Below are 20,912 nucleotides of genomic sequence, written 5' to 3' on the forward strand. Positions count from 1 at the left end.
GCCGGTCGGTCTCCATGCTCGCCCTCAAGATCTCCGTTTACTCGGTCGTCTTCTTTTTTATCGGGATCTTCGTCTTTGGATTTCTGGCGAGTGATCCCAGCCGCACCCCCAGTCGCAAGGACCTGGAAGATTGAGTGCAGGCGTGATCTGAGCGCACAACGTTCAGGGGTCACGACGAACACTGGTCATTTCCGGTCTCAGGCTGAGGATGCTCATGTGAGGATCAGCGGCTTCTCCTAAGCGGATTTGCCAGCTTCCCGATCTCCCATCACGATCACGGGACTTCTTGCTGTGGCTGCAGTCCTTGGAGGTCCAGCACGATCAGAAGGTTTTGAAGACCTGATCGAGTTCGGAGTGATCCCACCCACGCGCGTGGAGTCATCTGCTGATGACGCTGACGTTCGTGAGCTCTTAACAACTGAAGATGAGTCAGAGCAGGCTGCAGAATCTGGCGCTGTCGTACAGCCTCCACCCGAATTACGCCTGAGGGCCGACCGCCAGACCTACGACGCCAGGCGTCAGCTCTTCGTTGCCGAAGGAAACGTCAGGGCTGTGATCAATGGCGGTGTGCTGAAGGCGGACCGGCTCGAGTTCGACACGAACTTCAACAGCGTCTTCGCTCGCGGCGGTGTTCGCTTTCGCAGAGGCGCTCAATATTTCCAGGCGAGCAGCCTGAGGTTCAGTCTGATCCAGGGAAGCGGCTCGATGGAGGACGTTTACGGCGTTCTCGATCTCGACAGCGCTGCTGTTGATTTCAACCTCCTGCCCAACGATCAAGCAGCCACCACGCCCAACTCAGCTTCATCAGGGCAGCCCCCTGAAGAGGATGTCAGTCAGGACAGGCTGCTGCCTGTCATTGAAAGCACTGGCCTCGGATTCCCGTCAGCCATCGACATTGAGCTGGAGTCATTCACTGCCAATCGCATCAGCCCTCAGGGAGATGATGAGAGCTTCTGGACCGTTGAGCAGCCGCTGCCCAGCGAAGAATGGCTGGTTCCGAACACCAGCCAGCCGGAGCAACAGGCCGATGAGGGCATGGCTTGCCCACCGGACATCCCTGCCATTCCCGACTGGCATCCGCACCCCTGGGCCATCACCGCCTGGGGCGGACAGATGATTGATTCCAACTTCGGCGACACCTTCCTGTTCAACGGAAGGATGCGTCCTGAGTATCTTCTCGGGGTCAGCATGCAGAAACGCATCTGGCGAGCAGGGCCGCTGCAACTGGAGCTCGAGGCTGATTTATTTGCCCACCAGGCCTATGAACAGCAGGGTGGTCCGTTCAATCAGACCGTTCCTAACGCGAACACCCCAGCCCAGACGTTCGGCGAAGGCATCCTCGGTCTTGGTGCCCGACTGTGGGTTCAACCATGGCTCAGCCTTGGCTTCGTCGAGGGCATCAGCTACAACTCAGCGGTCAGTAATTACGAGCGCACTTACCGCAAGAATTACGCGAACCTGCTCAACTACCTCGCTTTTGAACTGGAAGCAGCGGTGTCTCCTGAGCTGTCGATGGTGGGGCGCATTCACCACCGCTCTGGTGCTTTCGGCACTTACAGCGGCGTGAAGGAAGGGAGCAACGCTTATTTGATCGGAGTCCGCTATCGGTGGGGGCAGGATCAACCTGAGCCTTTCAGTCCTGAAGCGCCGCCGCCGTTGGGTTGCCCGGATTCCGACCGCGCAGCTCGGACCGGATCACAAAGCCTGAGCGCACAACTCGAAGACATCACCCTGGGGAATCCTTTGCGTGATGCAGCGACCAACTCTGCCGCTGTAGATGTCTCACAACCTTCGGCACAGCCTCAACACTCGAATCGCTCGCCAGCGGAACAGGAGAGGCTTCGCAGCGAAGCCATCGCTGCCATCGACCAACGGATCAGCAGTATTCAGCTGCAGCAGCGGTTGGTGATCGAACGCACCGAGGGTGGCAGTGACAACCTGCGCAACAGCGAAGTGCTGTCTGCCAATCGCTACGGCGGAGTGAAACCGGCGCAGCTCAAGACTCGCGGAAAGTCGAAGTTAATCACTGGCGAAATCAGTCGCTGGCGAATCCAGGCGGCCCAGGTGCGCTTCAGCCCCGATGGCTGGACAGCCAGCCGGATGAGCTTCACCAATGATCCCTACACACCGGCTCAGACCCGCATTGATGCGGAAGATGTTGTCGCCACGGAACAAGACAACGGGGACATCCTGATCAAGAGCCAACGCAACCGCCTGATTGTTGAGGAACGGTTGCCCATCCCCGTTTCCAGAACACAGAGAATTCAGAAACAAGAAGAGGTGGTGAACCGCTGGGTGCTGGGCATCGACAACGACGATCGCAGTGGTTTATTTGTTGGCCGCGAGCTTAAGTCCATCGAACTGACGGACAACATCAGTCTCGATCTGCAACCGCAATTTCTGCTTCAGCGCGCGATTAACGGCAGCAATAAAAGCTACGTGGCACCGGGGACATCCATCGACAGTTCCAAGGCCAAACAAGACAATGCCCTCGGGGACCTGTTCGGCCTCGAGGCCGAACTCAGTGGCGAGTTACTGGGCCTGAACGTCGAAGCTGAAGCCGACATCAGCACGTTGAATCCCAGCAATTTCATGAACGGCAGCCGTTTCTGGGGCAACGTCAACCGCTTCATCAAACTGCCCTTGCTTGGCGAAGTGGAAACTCGCTTGTTCGGTGCTTATCGCTACCGCACCTGGAACGGCTCACTGGGCGAGACTGACGTCTACAGCGCCTATGGCGCCTTCGCGGAGCAGAAGGGCGACTGGCGATGGGGCAAGCTCTCGAACAACTACATCTGGCGCTTTGGCCTCGGCAATTACCAGGCGGAGAGCTTCACCAGCACCAACCTCATCGACACCACGCGCGCCAATGTCTATGGGTCGATGAACAGCAGCTATCCACTCTGGCGCGGCAAACCTGCTGCACTCACACCAGAAGCCGCCTACCGCTACTCACCGGTAGCCATCGTGCCCGGACTCACCCTGCGCACCAACATCAACACATCCCTCGCTGCCTTCGGGGATGGAAAGAATCAGAGCACGCTCAGCCTCACCGGCGGACCAACACTCACGCTGGGCACGTTCAGCAAGCCTTTCCTTGACTACACCCAACTGTCCATTGCCGGTGGCGGCACCCTCAAAGGCGGAGACAGTCCGTTTGCATTCGACCAAGCAGTCGACCTCGCAACTCTCGGCGTCGGCATCACGCAACAGATTGCCGGGCCACTGCTTTTGAATGCCGGCCTTGGCGTGAACGTGGATCCCAATTCCCCCTTCTACGGCGATGTGATCAATTCCAACATCGAGCTGCGCTGGCAGCGTCGCAGTTATGACCTTGGTTTCTACTTCAACCCCTATGAAGGCATCGGTGGTTTCCGCTTCCGCCTGAATGACTTCAACTTCACAGGTACAGGACTGCCATTCATCCCCTACACACCACGCAATCTGCCCAACGAACTGGAAAGTCGACCATTCTGAGCAGAGCCCGCTTTAGTTCGGGCCACCCCCATAAATCAGATGGCTGCCGGTGAGGTCTGCGCCTGCGAACCGCATTCCATCGGTGCGCACATCTGGCGCATACGCATTGATCACCACAGCTCCACGCAGATCAGCGCGACGCAGGTCGGTTCCGGAGAGATCAGCGTTACTGAGTTGCACGCCTTGCAGGTCAGCGCCATCGAGACGGGCACCACTCAGGTCTGCCCCTTCCAGGTTGGCTTCACGCAAATCGGCGTTTCGGAGATCGGCATCACGAAGGTCAGCGCCGATCAGATGGGCTCCCTGCAAATGAGCCGATCGAAGATCACAGCCGGAACAGGCACCGCTGACCAGCAAGCGCTCCCTGGCAGATCCATGAGGCTGCACGATCAATGACTGAACAGATTCAGCCCTGGTCGCAACAACAGGAATCAGCGTGCTGACCAGAAGGGCAGCGGTGAGCTGAACAGGTCGGAACTGGTCCATGGCAGCAGTGCCTCTGTCTCAGTCTTAGACAATCTGGTCCCTCTCTGCCGCGGACCCTTCATCACCAGATTTCAGTGCGCTCAAAAACCATGCAGATAGGGGAGTGCCTCCATCGTGCGGGTCAGCTCCGCATCTCTTGCCACGAGCTGCCCCGTGGCATCCCACTGGCCGGTGCGAAGCATGTCTAGAGAACCTGACGCCACAGAAATGGGCTGAGACGTTGATCCATCACTGAAAGTGAGAGCCTGAAGATCGAGCGTCCATTCAGCAGTGGGGTCCGCTGCTACCGCATCCTGAAGAGCGCAGATTTGATCAGGAGCGGCCGTGGCACAGGGAATTCCCAAAGCGAGACAATTACCTTGAAAAATTTCGGCATAACTCACACCCAGAACGGCACGGATCCCCCAGCGCATCAGCGCCTGCGGAGCATGTTCACGACTTGAACCACAGCCGAAATTGTCGTTAACAACCAGAATCGAAGCCCCTTGATGCACCGCCTGGTCAAACGGGTGTTCACCGGCCAGTTCCTTGCGGTCATCGGCAAAAGCCTGTTCCCCAAGAGATTCAAAGCTCACACACTTGAGAAAGCGGGCTGGAATGATCCGGTCGGTATCGATGTCATCACCCCGCAGCACAAGTCCACGGCCCGACACACGCCCGATCGGGCCTTGAGGAAAGGCGATGGTCTCAGTCATCACAGAACAATCAGCGTGGGGGGAAATGATCAGCGGCGGAATGGAACTGAATGCGATGCACGCTCAGCTCAGCTGGCGCACATCGCTCACCCGACCGGCGATGGCAGCAGCGGCCACCATCGCGGGACTCATCAACAGAGTCCGGCCGCTGGCGGAGCCCTGACGACCCTTGAAGTTGCGGTTGCTTGAACTCGCACTGATCTGGCTGCCTTCAAGCCGGTCAGGGTTCATGGCCAGACACATGGAACAGCCCGGCTCACGCCACTCAAAACCTGCCTCGCGAAACACCTGATCGAGGCCTTCCTTGATCGCGGCACGAGCCACCTGTTCTGAGCCCGGCACAACAAAGGCCTTGATGCCTTCAGCGACGTGCCGACCACGAGCCACAGCAGCCGCGGCCTGAAGATCACTGAGACGGCCATTGGTGCAACTGCCGATGAAACAGACATCAACAGGCACTCCTTCAATGGGTTGTCCAGGAGCCAGGTCCATGTAGCGATAGGCCTCTTCGGCAATCGGGCGGTCAGCCGGATCAAGCTGCTCTGAAACCGGAACGCGTTCATCAACACCAATGCCCTGTCCTGGTGTGATTCCCCAGGTCACCGTGGGCGCGATAGCGGCCGCATCGAAACGAATTTCATCATCGAACGTCGCATCAGTGTTCGACGCGAGTGAACTCCACCAGGCAACAGCACGGTCCCAGATGTCAGCGGCTGGAGCCTCGGCGCGACCCTTCAGGTAATCAAAGGTGATCTGATCAGGATTGACGTACCCGCAGCGTGCACCTCCTTCAATCGCCATGTTGCAGAGGGTCATGCGCTCTTCCATCGACAGAACCTCAATCGCAGGCCCTGCGAATTCATAGGCGTAACCCACACCGGCCTTCACACCCAGGTTGCGAATCACATGCAGGATCAGATCCTTGGCGAAGACACCATCAGTGAGTCGGTTCTCCACCCAGATGCGACGCACCTTCAACTTGCTCATGGCCAGACTCTGACTGGCGAGCACATCACGCACCTGGCTCGTGCCGATGCCGAAGGCAATCGCTCCGAATGCTCCATGCGTGGAGGTATGCGAATCACCGCAGGCAACGGTCATCCCTGGCTGGGTAAGGCCCAGTTCAGGTGCAATCACATGCACAATTCCCTGACGACCGCTCCCCAGCCCATTGAGTGTGATGCCGTGACGCGCGCAATTGCGCTCAAGCGTGCTGAGCATCTCCTCGGCCAGCGGATCAGAAAACGGTCGCTCCTGACTGATGGTGGGAACGATGTGATCGACAGTGGCAACAGTGCGTTCAGGGCAGCGCACGGGAAGGCCCTTGTCATCCAGGGCCGCGAAAGCCTGAGGACTCGTGACCTCATGAATCAGATGGAGACCGATGAACAGCTGCGTGGCACCTCCGGGAAGATCCGCGACGCAATGCAGATCCCAAACCTTGTCGTAGAGGGTTCCGCTGCTCATCTGATGTCAGCCGTCAACAGCTCACACTAATCGCCGACATCCATTACCCAGCCTTCATCAGACGCAATCGCAATCGATTGAGAGCCTCACCAACGCTCACGGTGCGGACCCAGTCCCGTCCGCGCGTTTCACCCAGACGGATGGGCTGACTGAAACAACCATCGGGGCCGGCAACGGCGATGTACACCAACCCAACCGGCTTCTCCGCAGAACCACCGCCAGGGCCGGCAATACCCGTCACCGCCATCGACCAATCACTACCTGTGAGGTGTCGAGCACCATTCGCCATGGCTTGAGCGACAGGATCACTGACCGCGCCGAACTGTTCAAGAAGCTCTGCTGAAACTCCAAGCAGATGCTCTTTGACGGCATTCGAGTAGGCGATCACACCGCCCAGCAGAACATCAGAGGATCCTGGGATCGCCGTGAGTTCAGACCCCAAACCACCGCCGGTGCAGGATTCCGCAACCGAGAGAGTTTGCTGCCGCTGGCGCAACTGTTCGAGCACCACGCAAGCCAGCGACTGGTCATCACAACCAAAGCAGAGGGTGCCAGTGCGCTCACGCAGCTCAGCTTCTGTGGCGTCCAGCAACCGCAGCGACTCTGCTTCCGAAGTGGCGTGAGCTGTGACGCGCAGCTTGACCTCACCACGACCCGCATAGGGCGCCACCGTGGGGTTGCTCTGATCCAGCAGATCGTGAAGCTGTTCAGCCAGGGTGGATTCACCAATGCCCCAGAAACGCAGTAAACGACTGTTGAACACACCTTTCGAGAGTCCGGAGCGATGCAACCAGGGCACTGCCGTGTCCTGCCACATGCTCCGCATCTCACTGGGGACCCCAGGGAAGGTGAGCACAGTGAATCCCTCCATCGGGGACCAGATCATTCCTGGAGCCGTTCCAGTGATGTTGGGCAGCACATCCGCACCGCGCGGCAGCAGAGCCTGCCGGCGTGTCTCGGCTCCAGGGGTCCGGCCGCGACTGCGCGCTTTGGCTGTGATGTCGTCCCAGACCTCGGGACGCTCCTCCAAAGGCGTGGAAAACGCTGCTGCAATCGCTTCTGTCGTCAAATCGTCGGGCGTTGGGCCCAATCCACCCGTGGTGATCAACACCCGTGAACGACGCGAAATGGCCTGCACTTCAGCGATCAAGCGATCACGGTTGTCACCCACCACCGTCTGACGGAAGTGCGGCAATCCAAGGGCCGCCAGTTGCTCAGCCAGCCAGCGTGCATTGCCGTTGACGATATTGCCGAGCAGCAGCTCAGTTCCAATGCAGAGAATCTCGACCCCGGAAGGCGGGGACGGTTCAGCCACGGGAATCCGAGCAACAGGACTCAGCGCACTCTTCCTGTGAGTCCTGTTCAAGCGTCATCGGCACAATCTCGTGATGCCGATGACGCTGCATCACCATCACTGTTCCCACGAGAATCGCGGTGGCCAGAGCCAGCCAGAGAAAGCGCATCTCCACATTCGCCACCACCATGGCGATGGAGGCCAACCACTGCGTGAACACATAAATCAACAGCACAGTGCGGCGGTGACTGAAACCCGCGCGCAGTAACCGGTGGTGAAGATGGCGGCGATCGGGATAAAAGGGAGAACGACCTGAGCGCAGGCGGCCCATGATCACCGCAGACATATCCGCCAAAGGCAGGGAGAGAATCAGCAGAGGCAGAAGCAGGCTGACCGTGGTCAGTCCCTTGGCGGGGCCCACGATGCTGATCGCCGCGAGGCTGAATCCCAGGAAATAGGAGCCACCGTCGCCCATGAAGATGCGGGCGGGATTGAAATTGTGTCGCAGAAATCCGAAACAGCATCCGGCCAGGGATGCAGCCAGGAAAGCGGCTGCAACTTGATGCAGAGAAAAGCTGACGGACACCAAACCGATCGCGGCAATGCCGGCGACTCCAGCCGCGAGTCCATCGAGGCCATCCAGCCAGTTGATCGCATTGGTGATGCCAACCAACCAAATCACAGTGGCCAGAAGACTGATCACATCCGGCAGGATCACGGCTTCGGCACTGCTGGAGAGCCAGGGAAGATCGATCGCACCGATCTGAACCCCCTGCGACCAGACCACCACAGCCACAGCCACCTGACCGGCCAATCTCGGCCAGGGAGACAGCGAAAAAAGATCATCGGCAAGGCCGATCACGAAAAAGCACAGTGATCCAGCCAGGGTTGTCCAGATGAGCTGATCACGTGCAGGGGTCAGCATGCCGAAGCCACCAAAACCCCAGGTGAGACCGAGCGCAAGACAGAATCCCAGCACCATGGCAATGCCACCGAGACGCACCATCGGAACGCTGTGCTGCTTGCGAGCGTCGGGTGTGTCCGTGAAACCGTGCCGGAGTCCAATCCTCCTCACCATCGGCGCAATCGCTGTGGTGATCAACGTCGACGTGACGAAGATCCCGACAGCAACGGCGAGAGGAGTACTCGCGAGAGTCAAACAGAACTCCGGAGATGGCGACCCGGATGGGGCCGAGACGTCATGATCCTAGGCAGACCTCAGGGCAGGTTCCAGTGTTCTGTGGTCCAGTCAGGCAAGCGCCGGTTCCGCAGCGGTGGCATAGAGAGGAAAACGACCGCAAAGACTGGCAACCCTCTCGAGGCAACGCGCCTGAATGGCGTCGTCCTCAGGATTGAGCAGTCGATCAGCGATCACATCCGCCACCTCACGAAAGGCTGCAACATCAAACCCACGCGTGGTGAGAGCAGCCGTACCGAGTCGCAGGCCGCTGGTCACGAAGGGAGATTCAGGGTCAAAGGGAACGGTGTTCTTGTTGGCTGTGATGTGAACATCACTCACGAGCAGATCAGCCACCTTGCCGGTCATGCCGATCCCCCTGAGGTCGAGCAGGACCACATGGTTCTCGGTTCCACCGCTCACCACATCAATGCCACGCTCGATCAAGCGCTCCGCCAGAGCTGCAGCATTGGCCACCACCTGCTGGCTGTAAGTCTTGAAGGAGGGCTGCAGAGCCTCTCCGAAGGCCACAGCCTTGGCGGCGATGACATGCTCCAGGGGACCGCCCTGGGTGCCAGGGAACACAGCCTTGTCGAATTTCTTGGCGAACTCCGCATCACGACAGAGGATCAGACCGCCGCGGGGACCTCGAAGTGTTTTGTGCGTGGTGGTCGTCACGACATCGCAGTGGGGAACAGGGCTTGGATGCACACCCGCTGCCACAAGCCCGGCGATATGGGCCATGTCTGCCAGAAGATAAGCGCCAACCTCATCGGCGATTGCGCGGAATGCCGCGAAATCGATGATCCGGGGATAAGCGGAATAGCCACACACAATCAGTTTCGGCTTCTGCTCAAGAGCCAAGGCGCGGATCGCCTCCATATCGAGGCGCTGGGTTTGCTTATCCACGCCGTACTGGACAACGTTGAACCACTTACCGCTGACGTTGACCGGAGAACCGTGGGTGAGATGGCCCCCGTGGGAGAGGTCGAGACCCATGATCGTGTCGCCGGGCTGGAGCAGGGCCAGGAACACAGCAAAGTTCGCCTGAGCACCACTGTGAGGCTGAACGTTGGCCCAGGCTGCACCGAACAACTGCTTGGCACGCTCGATCGCGAGCTCTTCAACCGCATCAACATGCTCACAACCGCCGTAATAGCGCTTGCTTGGCAGCCCTTCGGCGTACTTGTTGGTCAGCACGGAGCCCTGGGCCTCCATCACGGCTCTGGAGGCAAAGTTCTCGGAGGCAATCAGCTCCAGATGAGTCTCCTGACGCTTCTGCTCCTGATCAATCAGACCGGCGATGGCCGGATCTGAGGATGCCAGAGATGCATTGATCGGGGCCAAAGCGAAATCCGCCATGCGTCGCCATATTGCTTTGCTCGAATCGTAAGCAAAGAGCCCTGCGGTGACGTGAGATGACAGGACCTGAGCAAAAAAAAACTGCCCTGGGGCAGTTTCACAAACGCGCCTGGAGAGATTCGAACTCCCGACCCTCTGATCCGTAGTCAGATGCTCTAATCCGCTGAGCTACAAGCGCTGGCGTCACACCATCTGACTCCACGAAGGTACCGTTCGTCAACTGGGGCACATCAGCGAGCCAGAATCGTTGCACTGCAACGACATTTCCCATGCCTATCCGCTGGTACGGCACCGGTGACAACACAGATCCCCTCTACAGGCACTACAGCCGGATTGTGAATTTCACACTGCATGCGGGGGCTTTCGTCGCAGTGAGCAGCGGTCTGTGGTTTGTCCAGTCGATGCGACACCCGTGGAATCACCTGGATCTTCTGACTGAAATCTGGCTTGCCGCCCTCTTGATCCACCTGGCTGTGGTGCTCAAGCGACGTCCTTCTGAGGATGCGGACAGTCGTGAATCCTGACGGCACGATGGTTCAAGACACCCTCTCGCCATGACCCTGGACGCGGCCGACCTCAAAGACCTCTCAGTAGCCCTGAGTGAACGGCTCTATCTCCAGATTGCTGGCTGGCATCTCTACCTCGGAGATGCTGGCTTGGCGGAAACTCTGGCGATTGAATGCAGTGCCCTTCTGGACCAGGGTCCAGCCGTCTGCGCACGACGCGCACTTGAGGCCGTGCAGGTTCCCATCGGAGCTGGAAGCAGCCGACTGCCGCTTGCCCGCTTGTTGCCGTCCTCTCAACTTTCCGAACTGGAGCAGATTCTCGAGGACCACTGCCGATAAGGTTGCTCACCTTCAGGGAGTGAGCGTGCTCATCATCGAGGTCACCAATGCCCGCGACGTGGTGCGTCAGCGCCTCGGTCGTTTGGGTGAGCGCCTTATCGGCAAAGTGGTCGATCCCGAAGCACAGGTGGAAAAGGCTCTGATTCAGGAGATCGACACCGCTTTCAAGGAGTTCGGAATCGAGGCAAGAATTCTGTCCGTGCAAGGCCCTCAGTTGGTGGGACGCCAGCACATTGAGCTCCCTATTCAGGTCCGGGAAGAGCGAGAGGTGCGTCTCAACGACGCCTGAAACGGCTGGCAATCCCACGACTGATCTCGCTCACCTCCGGAACAGACAACGCCTGAGCGCACAGCACAAACAACAGCAACCCCAAGGCACCGGAAAGACCCACCTGGATCAGTCGCCCAACGACGTTCTCGGGCCAGGCAACGCCAAGGCTGAGCGCCCATGCCGCCAATCCCGCAGCGGCAGCCGCAAGGGTGAGCTTGAGTGAGTCGAGCCCCCACTCACGCAGTGGCAATCCACCCAGCCGCTTCTGCAGCGCCAAGAGCAATGCAAGACAGGTGAGCAGATTGATCAGAACAGTGGCCAGAACCAATCCAGGAGCCCCGAGATTGATCGGGAACTGAGGCCCCCAGGGGGAAGGGCCGCCCACGAGCGCCCAGTCAAAAAGCACATTGAGGCCGATCCCCGCCATGGAGAGACGGAAAGGGGTGGTTCCATCGCCAAGGGCGTAAAAAACACGCACCAGCACATCCCGGCCGAGGTAGGCCGGCATGCCGATTCCGTAGGCCATCAGCAGACCGGTCACCAGCTGCACTGCCTGCTGATCAAACGCGCCACGTTCGTAGACAAGGGCGACGATGGGCGTCGACAGAGCCAGAAACAAGGCTCCAAGCGGCAGCATTGATGCGGTCGACAGCATCAGTCCCTGCCGGATCCTGGCAATCAGCGGCAGCCGATCTTCGGGGGCTGTGAGTCTGGAGAACGTGGGCAGCAATGGCACCAACAGAGCATTGGAGATCAGACCCAAAGGGGTCTGAACCAACAGATTCGAGTAGCTCAGGCCTGCTGCCGCACCAAGGATCCCTGAAGCAAAAAACATGTCGGTGAACACATTGATCTGCAGCATTCCCGAGGACAACGTGGCGGGGCCCATCACCCGCCAGACCTCGCGGACGCCGGGATGGCTCCAGTCCCAGGACAGGCGCAGGCGCGCCATTCCCTGACGGGCCAGGGCAGGCAGCTGAAGCAGCCACTGCAGCAGGGCTCCCACAAGTGTGGAGAGCGCCAGGACCACGCCTCCCCAGAGAGCATTCACGGGCAGGGCGATCTCGGCCCCGAGCTGCCACCACAACACGCCCACGCCAAGAACGAGAGCCACGCTCGACATCAGCGGTGAGATGGCGGGAATCCAGAACTCATCAGCGGCATTCAGCGATCCGAAGCCAAGTCCGATCAGGCCTGCCAGCAGTGCCATGGGAGCCATCACCTGCAACTGCGCCACGGCGATCTGATGCAGATCTGGGGGCAATCCAGGCCCCACAAGCGTGATCAGAGGATCGGCGGCGAGCACCAACACCGCAGTGACTACGAGCAGCAATGCACTCACGCTGGTGTTGAGGGTGGCCAGGATATGGGCCCCTTCCTCACGCGGCCGGCGGCTGAGCACACTGACCATGGCGCTATGAAAGGGACCGTTGATCCCTCCCAGCAGAATCAGCAGAAAACCGGGGAGGATATAGGCGTAGTTGTAGGCGTCGTAGGCCGCACCAACTCCAAACGCCGCTGCAATCACCAGCTGACGGATCAGGCCTCCGGCTTTGCTGAGCAAGGTGCCGTAGGTGACCACCAGAGCGATGCGCTTGAGAGATCTCCCCATCGATGCCCGCTGAACCATCAGTCAATCAATGAGATCTTCGGTCCATCGCCAGGCACCATGGCGCTAGCCAGCCCGCCTCCATGACCGGCACCCCTCTCCTTGAATTCAATCCACTAACGGAGGGAGTGCTGATCAAGCGCTACAAGCGCTTTCTCGCCGACGTGGAACTCCGGGATGGCTCAGTGGTGACGGCGCACTGTGCCAACACCGGACCGATGACCGGTGTGCTCCACCCTGGAGGTCGGGTAAGGATGCGATACGCACCTTCCCCGAAGCGCAAACTGGCCTGGACCTGGGAACAGGCGGAAGTGCCAAGCGCTGATGGAGCCTCTTGTTGGGTCGGAATCAACACGGCTCTTCCCAATCGGCTGATCAGAGCCGCCATTGAGGCCGGTTGCCTCCACGACGCCCTGGGACCGATCGCGGGGATCCGCGCTGAAGTGCCCTACGGCGAGAACCGCCGCAGCCGAATCGATCTGCTGCTCACTCCCGAAGAGGGGGCCCCTGATCCGCGCCCGATCTACCTGGAGGTGAAAAACACCACCTGGTGCGAGGGGCCGCTTGCTCTGTTCCCCGACACGGTCACCGAACGGGGACAGAAACACCTGCAGGAGCTGATGGCTGTGCTGCCTGATGCACGTGGAGTGTTGGTGCCCTGTCTGAGCCGACCCGATGTGTCGTGCTTTGCGCCGGGAGATCGTGCTGATCCACGCTATGGCGAGCTGTTCCGTGAGGCGTCTCAAGCAGGTGTGGAAGTGGTTCCCTGTGCTTTCAGCTTCGAGATCGACCGCATCCTCTGGGAGGGCCAGCGTCCAGTCCAGTCGAGCCAATCAGCGATTCGGTAGCAACGGCGACTCGGAAAGTGTGCACTCTTGAGCAATTTGTCCGGGTCTGATGGTCCCTATCCAGGCTGTCTGAACTGCAGTTTCGCTTTTTTTCCATGACAACTGCTCTGCATCCGCCATCGCGGCGGCGCAAAGCGCGCCTCCAAGAGGCAAGCCTTATCGAAGGTCCAATGCTTCTCCTTCAAAGCATTCGGGGCTTCAAATCCAACCGCTCAATGCTTTGGCTGGCCTGCGTCCCAGTAGCCCTATTTGGACTTGGTATTTTCAATCTTGCAGCGCGTGCTGAAGGTGCAAAGCTTGAGGACTTGAGTGGTCTTCAACTCGCAAGCTTTCTGGCTGACAACCTCTGGCTTTTAGTGGCGACGATTCTCGTCATCTTCATGAATGCGGGCTTCGCCATGGTTGAAGCCGGTATGTGTCGCCAAAAGAATGCAGTCAATATCCTCGCCAAAAACCTTTTTGTCTTCGCACTAGCCGTAACCGCTTACTGGTTCGTTGGCTTTTCGCTGATGTATGGCGGATCTGTTGCTGATGGCTGGCTGTTTTTCAAAGGTCTTTTCTTTGACCCATCTGCTGCAGATGCAATCGCATGCGCAGCTTCAGGGAAGGCCAACGACTGCAGCCAACTTGTACCAGCAGTTGACTTTCTCTTTCAGGCAGCGTTCGCCGGAACCGCAGCAACAATCGTTTCCGGCCTTGTTGCCGAGCGCGTGAAGTTCGGCGAGTTCGTCCTCTTCGCTCTCGTGCTCACTGCCGTCATTTACCCAATCTCCGGCTCCTGGCAGTGGAACGATGATGGTTGGCTCGCCAATCTGGGTTTCATTGATTTTGCCGGCTCATCCATTGTTCATTCCGTGGGCGCCTGGGCAGGCCTGGTCGGGGCGATGTTGCTCGGACCTCGTATTGGCAAATACGTGAATGGCAGAACGCAAGCCATGCCTGGTCACAACATGGCCATTGCAACTCTCGGCGCGCTCGTGCTTTGGATCGGCTGGTACGGATTCAACCCAGGATCTGAGTTGGCGATGAATCAATACGTGGCCTACGTGGCAGTCACCACAACATTGGCTGCCGCAGGGGGAGCGATCGGGGCAACCGTGACCTCGACACTGACATCAGGCAAACCTGACCTCACCATGATCATCAACGGCATCCTCGCCGGCCTGGTGAGCATTACGGCCGGTTGCGGCAACATGACCATGGTCGGTTCCTGGATCGCCGGCCTGATCGGCGGCATCATCGTGGTGTTTTCCGTTGCAGCTCTTGATGCAGCTGGAATTGACGATCCGGTCGGTGCATTCTCAGTTCACGGCGTTTGTGGCGTGTGGGGCACCGTTGTGGTCGGACTCTGGGGCGTCAAAGGCTTGTCGCCAGAGGAATTCCAAATGGGGATTGGTCTTTTCAATGGCGGCGGTTTCTCACAACTGGGCATCCAGGCACTTGGAGCAGGTGCTTACGCCATCTGGGCTCTAGTGACTTGCTGGATCGCCTGGAGCATCATCGGCGCCTTGTTCGGCGGCATCCGCGTGACCGAGGAAGAGGAAATCAATGGCCTCGACATCGGAGAACACGGCATGGAGGCGTATCCCGATTTCGCCTCTGCGGGCAACTGAAGGCCCAATCCTGGTCATTGAACCTCGGTCCACAGTGACCGGGGTTTTTTCTTGGTTTAGTTCAGTACGGCCACCAGCAAAAGACAGCTCCCGCCCACAGCCCATAGAGTCATCGCACTGCCGCAGCGGCCATGGATACCCACGCCTTCAAGCGCTCTCTTCATAATTCCGACCGCTACAACCGTCGTGGCTTCGGGCGCGCTGAAGAAGTGGCTGGGAGCCTGGAACAGGCCTACCAGAGCAGCCTGATCGGATCCATCCGTGAAAATGGCTATCAACTCAGCCATGGACGACTGAACGTTCGACTGGCAGAAGCCTTTGGCTTTTGCTGGGGAGTAGAGCGCGCCGTTGCCATGGCTTACGAGACGCGCAAGCACTATCCCAGTGAGCGGCTATGGATCACCAATGAGATCATCCACAACCCGTCGGTGAATGATCATCTACGCAAGATGAATGTCCATTTCATCCCGGTCGACCAGGGAGTGAAGGACTTCTCAGGTGTGGAATATGGCGACGTGGTGATTCTTCCTGCTTTCGGGGCCACCGTGCAGGAAATGCAGCTGCTCAATGATCGTGGATGCCACATCGTTGACACCACCTGCCCATGGGTGTCCAAGGTTTGGAACACTGTGGAGAAGCACAAGAAGCACGTGTTCACCTCGATTATTCACGGGAAGGTCAAACACGAAGAAACGCTCGCCACCAGCTCCTTTGCAGGGACGTATCTCGTGCTTCTGGATCTGGAGGAAGCTCAGTTCGTCGCTGATTACATCCTCGGAAAAAATGATCGAAACAGCTTCATGGCCCGTTTTGCCAATGCCTGTTCTCCAGGCTTCGACCCGGACCGAGACCTGCAGCGTGTCGGTGTCGCAAACCAGACCACCATGCTGAAAAGCGAAACAGAAGAGATCGGCAGGCTGTTCGAACGCACGATGCTCAGCAAGTTCGGTCCCATGCAGCTGAACGAACACTTTCTGGCCTTCAACACCATCTGCGACGCAACCCAGGAGAGACAAGACGCGATGTTCTCCCTCGTCGACGAACCCCTGGATCTCATGGTCGTGATCGGCGGATACAACTCCTCCAACACCACCCACCTTCAGGAAATTGCCATCAGTCGTGGCATCCGTTCATTCCACATCGACACACCGGAGCGAATCAGTGAGGACAACAGCATCGAGCACAAACCTCTCGGCGAAGACTTAACCCGTGACACGGACTTTTTGCCGAGTGGACCGATCACGGTTGGCATCACGTCCGGAGCTTCAACACCAGATCGGGTGGTGGAGCACGTGATTCAACGCATGATCGCCATCAGCGACGCAGATTGATTGCAGCGAAGCTTTACATTGATTCACCACAGCAATTGCCCTGATCGGGGCTCGTCCGTCCTGCTCTTATCAAGACCATCCGACGAAGCTCTGCGTCACCACGTAGACGTGGATCCACAGGTCCGTTGCTATCGCAGTCACTTCAGTGACCGCATGGAAATGCGGGCGAATCCGGACACGATTGCGACGTATCTCGATCAACACCAGGGTTGGTTCCGCAGGTGTGCATCGCCCATGGAGGTCGAAGCTGTCGATCCCCAGGCTTACGCGCTGACTCTCGGACGTTATGGGAACTTCGGCTTCGAAGTGGAGCCGACCATCGGCCTAAGACTGCTGCCGCGCCAAGAAAGAAGCTACGCGATCGAAACCGTTGTTCTTCCCGATCACGATCCAGCTCTGGCGAAGCTGTACGACGTTGACTTTCAGGCCAATCTGAACCTGGTTGACCAGTCTGAAAACGACTTTGAGCATGATCAAACATGGGTGAACTGGTCTCTTGATCTCACCGTCTGGATTGCACTTCCCAGAGTGATCACCATGCTTCCCAATGGCCTAGTTCAGTCCAGTGGCGACCACCTGCTGCGCCAGATCGTGCGCCAGATCTCACGTCGACTGACCTGGAAAGTTCAGGAGGATTTCCACGCCACTCATGCACTGGCATGCCCTCCACGACGAAGAGCTGCTTTCTGACAGTTGATCCATCAGAATCAGCTGCAGTTATCAACCGATTCAACAACAAACTTTGTTGATTAAATGTTGACCTATTATCGCCAGAACCTAAGCCAAAAGTTTACCGCTGCACGACTTCACTGAATATCATTGATTCTAAAAATGAGCAATCGTCTTCACTACTGTGCGGAATTGATCAAGCATGAAGGCTTGAATCGCCCCCAAAAGCGCACTCAACAATCCTTCAGCTCGATGCCAAAAAACCTGGGCAAGACGAGCTGATTTGTTGCAAAATGTGAAAACGCCTCTGTGTTATCTTTTTTACTTCTCGACCAATCAGCATGGCATTGTCAGGGTTTGAGATTGCCGTAGGAGGCATCGCCTCCATTCCAGTGTTAGGCGGCTTGGTTTTCCTTGGATACAAAGCTTTTGGCGAAAAAAACCTCGATACATCCAAGCTAAAACCCAAGAAACCAGCAGCTGCCGACAAGAAAGCTGCTCCCGCCGCTGACAAGAAAGCCGCACCTGCTGCTGGGAAGAAAGCTGCTCCCGCCGCTGATAAGAAAGCTGCACCTGCTGCTGATAAGAAAGCTGCTCCCGCCACTGATAAGAAAGCCGCACCTGCTGCTGATAAGAAAGCTGCACCTGCTGCTGATAAGAAAGCTGCTCCCGCCACTGATAAGAAAGCCGCACCTGCTGCTGATAAGAAAGCTGCTCCCGCCACTGATAAGAAAGCCGCACCTGCTGCTGATAAGAAAGCTGCTCCCGCCACTGACACAAAAGCCCCACCTGCTGCTGATAAGAAAGCTGCTCCCGCCGCTGACACAAAAGCCGCACCTGCTGCTGATAAGAAAGCTGCTCCCGCCACTGATAAGAAAGCCGCACCTGCTGCTGATAAGAAAGCTGCTCCCGCCACTGACACAAAAGCCCCACCTGCTGCTGACAAGAAAGCTGCTCCCGCCGCTGACACAAAAGCCGCACCTGCTGCTGATCAAAAAGCTGCTCCCGCCGCTGACACAAAAGCCGCTCCCCCCGTTGACACAAAAGCTGATTCAACAGAGGAATAAAGGCCATTCAGGCAATTCTTCTTGGGCTATCAATGCAGCGTCGTTTAAAGATGCAGGCTTAGACCAAGTGATCACATTCAAAACAAATCCTTCGAAACCGAGGCTTAAATCGCCATTAATTCACGGCAATTTTCACTCATTTATCTCCGCCACCGATTCAACCGTTCGCGGTCTAGCCGTGATCATTGGATCATGCAAAAGACAAAAAAGATGCATGAATGAATTCATTGGCGACTAAGATTGGAGTGCAATGATGCACAATCATGAGTGACTGGAGTCAGCAGCTTCTGAAGCTGAATTTCCAAGCAGAAAAAAAGGAAGATGGTTCGACCTCTTATACGTTGAATACTGGACACCGACGAGACTATTACTGGACAAAGATCACTGTGAAGCAGGTCGGCTCGCCGACGCCCGATGCATGGCAAGTGACCTGCGCAAGATCAGAAATTCGAATTGGCCTCTGGAAAATTCATGACACGACTCAAGACATCAGTGTCGTCGTCCACACAAGCCCTCAAAAAATGATCGAAGACATCAACTATCAAACAAGCCTAAAGCCAAGCTTTTTGTCAAAGATCAGCAACTGATCCCATTCTCATGCTTGATTAAGCAAACAGGACTCAATGATCACAGTGGCTTTCAATTAAGCAAAAACATAGTAAAAGAGGAATCAGTTCTTATTACGGTCTTGGATAACACTGATCAAACCTAATGAACCGATGCCTGTCGATCAATGAACATCGCAAAAGCAAACGTGAGGCCAACGCTCAATCCAGAGGAGATCGATCAAGCCATCAGCAAAGCGGATCTCAGCGAAACCGAAAGCGAAATCATTGAATACATACGGTATATCGGGGTCTTCAATGAACTCAGTCTGAAGAAGGCATTGTCGATGCCATCCAAGCCACCTGCCTTATATCGATTGTGCAAAGCATGCGAGAAGATTGGCCACCAACTGCCTGATCAATTCAAAACGATGATGACTTGGTCAGAAGAGCAAAGCGATGACAACATCGCCTGGCAAGGAAATTTAGTTTGTGCAATCGCGTATACATGCGACGGCACTAAATTACAACCCGAAAATGCAACGTCTCTTTATCATACATTTGCAGTTCACAAAGAATTATTCAACGGACTAGAGGCTGATTGAGCGGGAGGCCGCCAGCAAGTTGGCTGTATAGTAAGTAACAATAGATTGTTAAATACTATTTGATCAATGCCTCAGGGCGAGAAAAAATAGTGTTGATAGGTTTCTCTATGAAATTTACGATTGTCTTTGCATCAGCGACCGGTCACACAGAAGACATCGCTGAGAGGCTCGACCAGCTCCTCCCAGATTCCGAGCTAAAAGAGCTCAGTGATTTTCAGGATATCAAGGATATTGAAGCCTGTGAGGCACTGATTTGCTGTACTCCAACCTGGAACACCGGCTCAGATGTCAAACGATCAGGAACGGCATGGGACGAACATATTGAACAGATCCCTGCCCTCAATTGCTCTGGGAAACCTGTGGCTATCGTTGGCCTTGGAGATTCAGCAGCATTCAGCAAATTTTTCTGTGATGCAATGGAAGAGCTTTATACAGCGTTCCAGAAAGCTGGCGGCAAGTCGATTGGCCATGTGTCAGGCGAAGACTATATTTTTGATGATTCAAAAAGCATGATCAACGGAATGTTCTGCGGGCTTCCGATTGACGAAGATAATGAATCAGAAAAAACACAAGATCGCCTAGAATCTTGGTGTAAGACAATTCTAGAAGAATCAAATCAATAACATTTCACATATAGATTTTTACAAAAGATTGTCACTGATACCAGCAAACTTAAACTTCAAGACACAACAACGAATCCATCACGAAGTCTATAGAAATCAATCGATTTGCTTGCTCTGAAAAGACATGCAATTCACAGGAAGTCCGGCAATGATGCTGACCAAGACAGGTGACATCACCATGGCCACGATCAGTAGTCCGATTGGTTGCGGCGTTGATTCGCGCGTTGCCTGAAGCAGAGCAAGTACGCAGCTGCTCACATACAACAGAGATATTAAAAAAGGCTTCAGCACCTGAACATTATTTCAATTGCATTCGATTCTATGTCACCCGAGAAAGAGTGCGAGCTGCCTCCAATCCCCACCCGGTATCGCAAATGGCCAGAACCGGATGCATGGCTCAGCTGAATTCGACTTCGACAGCAGAGGCAAAAATTAACTTTAACAAACCAACCCTAACGACACCCAACCATCAATCAAAAGAGCTTTTGGCTCAATCACTTTGCAGAGATTGAAGCAGCAGATTACTCCTTTACCCATAAAGAATGGACGACTTTGGAGCGAAGAACCCGCAAAAATAAATTAGTTTTAATTTGCCAATGGTTGAGCCGAATTGGGACTATTTCATTAACGCTCCATTGGACCATGGGACCATACGGTTTGAAACAAAAACTGAGAGAGCACTGCACGCACGGGTTGTTGCAGCGGAAGCCAACTGGATGGAAGCCAAAACCTGCGAACAGCTCAGCGTTTATTGGTCAGCCAAGCGTGATCTCGATGCGTTTCGAGAAGGTCGGCAACAAGCTCGACAGAAGTAACTCTGATCACCAGCCACACGTCAAAACCATCTTTAGTTGATAATCACGCAACCCAAGGCTCAACAGCCATTGCAACTCAAATAACTTAGATTAATTCCATAAGCTACTCGCCC

At 56.3% G+C, this 20,912-nt stretch carries 20 protein-coding genes and 1 tRNA gene; 13 read left to right on the forward strand and 8 right to left on the reverse strand.

Features of this window, described 5'->3' with window-relative positions; all coding sequences use genetic code 11:
• Nucleotides 1–14: 14 nt before the first annotated feature.
• Together AC6EI9_RS08740 and AC6EI9_RS08745 are read left to right on the forward strand one after the other, a co-directional pair.
• On the forward strand, nucleotides 15–134 hold the full coding sequence (locus AC6EI9_RS08740; RefSeq protein ID WP_006172424.1) for a photosystem II reaction center protein I: 120 nt from the start codon (nucleotides 15–17) through the stop codon (nucleotides 132–134).
• A gap of 157 nt (nucleotides 135–291) precedes the next feature.
• A complete protein-coding gene (locus tag AC6EI9_RS08745; RefSeq protein WP_498467417.1) occupies nucleotides 292–3,477 on the forward strand; it encodes a DUF3769 domain-containing protein in 3,186 nt (1,061 codons plus the stop codon).
• Between the two features lie 12 nt (nucleotides 3,478–3,489).
• Here the strand turns inward: AC6EI9_RS08745 and AC6EI9_RS08750 are convergent, their stop codons facing one another.
• From AC6EI9_RS08750 to AC6EI9_RS08780, 7 genes are all read right to left on the reverse strand, one after another.
• Nucleotides 3,490–3,963, reverse strand: a complete 474-nt coding sequence (locus AC6EI9_RS08750; RefSeq protein ID WP_498467418.1) for a pentapeptide repeat-containing protein — start codon at nucleotides 3,961–3,963, stop codon at nucleotides 3,490–3,492.
• Between the two features lie 80 nt (nucleotides 3,964–4,043).
• Entirely contained in the window at nucleotides 4,044–4,658 is a 615-nt protein-coding gene (locus tag AC6EI9_RS08755; protein WP_498467419.1) for a 3-isopropylmalate dehydratase small subunit, read from the reverse strand.
• 63 nt (nucleotides 4,659–4,721) lie between these two features.
• The gene (gene leuC, locus AC6EI9_RS08760) at nucleotides 4,722–6,125 is read right to left on the reverse strand and encodes a 3-isopropylmalate dehydratase large subunit (protein WP_498467420.1); all 1,404 of its coding nucleotides are present in this window, start codon (nucleotides 6,123–6,125) and stop codon (nucleotides 4,722–4,724) included.
• Between the two features lie 43 nt (nucleotides 6,126–6,168).
• Entirely contained in the window at nucleotides 6,169–7,440 is a 1,272-nt protein-coding gene (locus AC6EI9_RS08765; protein ID WP_498467421.1) for a competence/damage-inducible protein A, read from the reverse strand.
• Entirely contained in the window at nucleotides 7,433–8,578 is a 1,146-nt protein-coding gene (locus AC6EI9_RS08770) for an MraY family glycosyltransferase (RefSeq protein WP_498467422.1), read from the reverse strand. The genes AC6EI9_RS08765 and AC6EI9_RS08770 overlap by 8 nt, the downstream gene beginning before the upstream one ends.
• A gap of 90 nt (nucleotides 8,579–8,668) precedes the next feature.
• Complete coding sequence (gene glyA, locus AC6EI9_RS08775; RefSeq protein ID WP_498467423.1) at nucleotides 8,669–9,958, reverse strand: serine hydroxymethyltransferase; 1,290 nt, start codon at nucleotides 9,956–9,958, stop codon at nucleotides 8,669–8,671.
• Nucleotides 9,959–10,062: 104 nt separating this feature from the next.
• Nucleotides 10,063–10,136, reverse strand: a tRNA-Arg gene (locus AC6EI9_RS08780).
• 91 nt (nucleotides 10,137–10,227) lie between these two features.
• Here AC6EI9_RS08780 and AC6EI9_RS08785 point away from each other — a divergent pair.
• Genes AC6EI9_RS08785 through AC6EI9_RS08795 form a run of 3 tightly spaced genes read left to right on the forward strand, consistent with a single transcriptional unit; the run spans nucleotide 10,228 to nucleotide 11,092 of the window.
• Nucleotides 10,228–10,482: a hypothetical protein gene (locus AC6EI9_RS08785; protein ID WP_498467424.1), complete on the forward strand. Its 255-nt coding sequence runs from the start codon at nucleotides 10,228–10,230 to the stop codon at nucleotides 10,480–10,482.
• Nucleotides 10,483–10,512: 30 nt separating this feature from the next.
• Entirely contained in the window at nucleotides 10,513–10,803 is a 291-nt protein-coding gene (locus AC6EI9_RS08790) for a DUF3181 family protein (protein WP_498467425.1), read from the forward strand.
• Between the two features lie 25 nt (nucleotides 10,804–10,828).
• The gene (locus tag AC6EI9_RS08795) at nucleotides 10,829–11,092 is read left to right on the forward strand and encodes a cytochrome-c oxidase (RefSeq protein WP_498469992.1); all 264 of its coding nucleotides are present in this window, start codon (nucleotides 10,829–10,831) and stop codon (nucleotides 11,090–11,092) included.
• Here AC6EI9_RS08795 and murJ read toward each other — a convergent pair.
• On the reverse strand, nucleotides 11,079–12,686 hold the full coding sequence (gene murJ / locus AC6EI9_RS08800; RefSeq protein ID WP_498467426.1) for a murein biosynthesis integral membrane protein MurJ: 1,608 nt from the start codon (nucleotides 12,684–12,686) through the stop codon (nucleotides 11,079–11,081). The genes AC6EI9_RS08795 and murJ overlap by 14 nt on opposite strands.
• Nucleotides 12,687–12,766: 80 nt before the next feature.
• Between murJ and sfsA the strand changes: the two genes are divergently transcribed.
• The 8 genes from sfsA to fldA all read left to right on the forward strand — a co-directional run bounded on the left by sfsA (nucleotide 12,767) and on the right by fldA (nucleotide 19,984).
• Nucleotides 12,767–13,531: a DNA/RNA nuclease SfsA gene (gene sfsA, locus AC6EI9_RS08805; protein WP_498467427.1), complete on the forward strand. Its 765-nt coding sequence runs from the start codon at nucleotides 12,767–12,769 to the stop codon at nucleotides 13,529–13,531.
• A gap of 95 nt (nucleotides 13,532–13,626) precedes the next feature.
• Nucleotides 13,627–15,144, forward strand: coding sequence for an ammonium transporter (locus AC6EI9_RS08810; RefSeq protein WP_498467428.1), 1,518 nt, complete (start codon nucleotides 13,627–13,629; stop codon nucleotides 15,142–15,144).
• Between the two features lie 131 nt (nucleotides 15,145–15,275).
• Nucleotides 15,276–16,475 (forward strand): 4-hydroxy-3-methylbut-2-enyl diphosphate reductase, encoded by a 1,200-nt coding sequence (locus AC6EI9_RS08815; protein WP_498467429.1) that lies wholly within the window; start codon nucleotides 15,276–15,278, stop codon nucleotides 16,473–16,475.
• A 108-nt stretch (nucleotides 16,476–16,583) separates the two neighbouring features.
• Nucleotides 16,584–17,165 (forward strand): DUF1997 domain-containing protein, encoded by a 582-nt coding sequence (locus tag AC6EI9_RS08820; protein ID WP_498467430.1) that lies wholly within the window; start codon nucleotides 16,584–16,586, stop codon nucleotides 17,163–17,165.
• Nucleotides 17,166–17,485: 320 nt separating this feature from the next.
• A complete protein-coding gene (locus AC6EI9_RS08825) occupies nucleotides 17,486–18,211 on the forward strand; it encodes a hypothetical protein (protein ID WP_498467431.1) in 726 nt (241 codons plus the stop codon).
• A gap of 263 nt (nucleotides 18,212–18,474) precedes the next feature.
• Nucleotides 18,475–18,798: a hypothetical protein gene (locus AC6EI9_RS08830; RefSeq protein ID WP_498467432.1), complete on the forward strand. Its 324-nt coding sequence runs from the start codon at nucleotides 18,475–18,477 to the stop codon at nucleotides 18,796–18,798.
• A gap of 146 nt (nucleotides 18,799–18,944) precedes the next feature.
• Complete coding sequence (locus AC6EI9_RS08835) at nucleotides 18,945–19,361, forward strand: hypothetical protein (RefSeq protein WP_498467433.1); 417 nt, start codon at nucleotides 18,945–18,947, stop codon at nucleotides 19,359–19,361.
• A 59-nt stretch (nucleotides 19,362–19,420) separates the two neighbouring features.
• Complete coding sequence (fldA, locus tag AC6EI9_RS08840) at nucleotides 19,421–19,984, forward strand: flavodoxin FldA (RefSeq protein ID WP_498467434.1); 564 nt, start codon at nucleotides 19,421–19,423, stop codon at nucleotides 19,982–19,984.
• Nucleotides 19,985–20,912: the final 928 nt, after the last annotated feature.

This window comes from Synechococcus sp. MIT2312, from assembly GCF_059772315.1.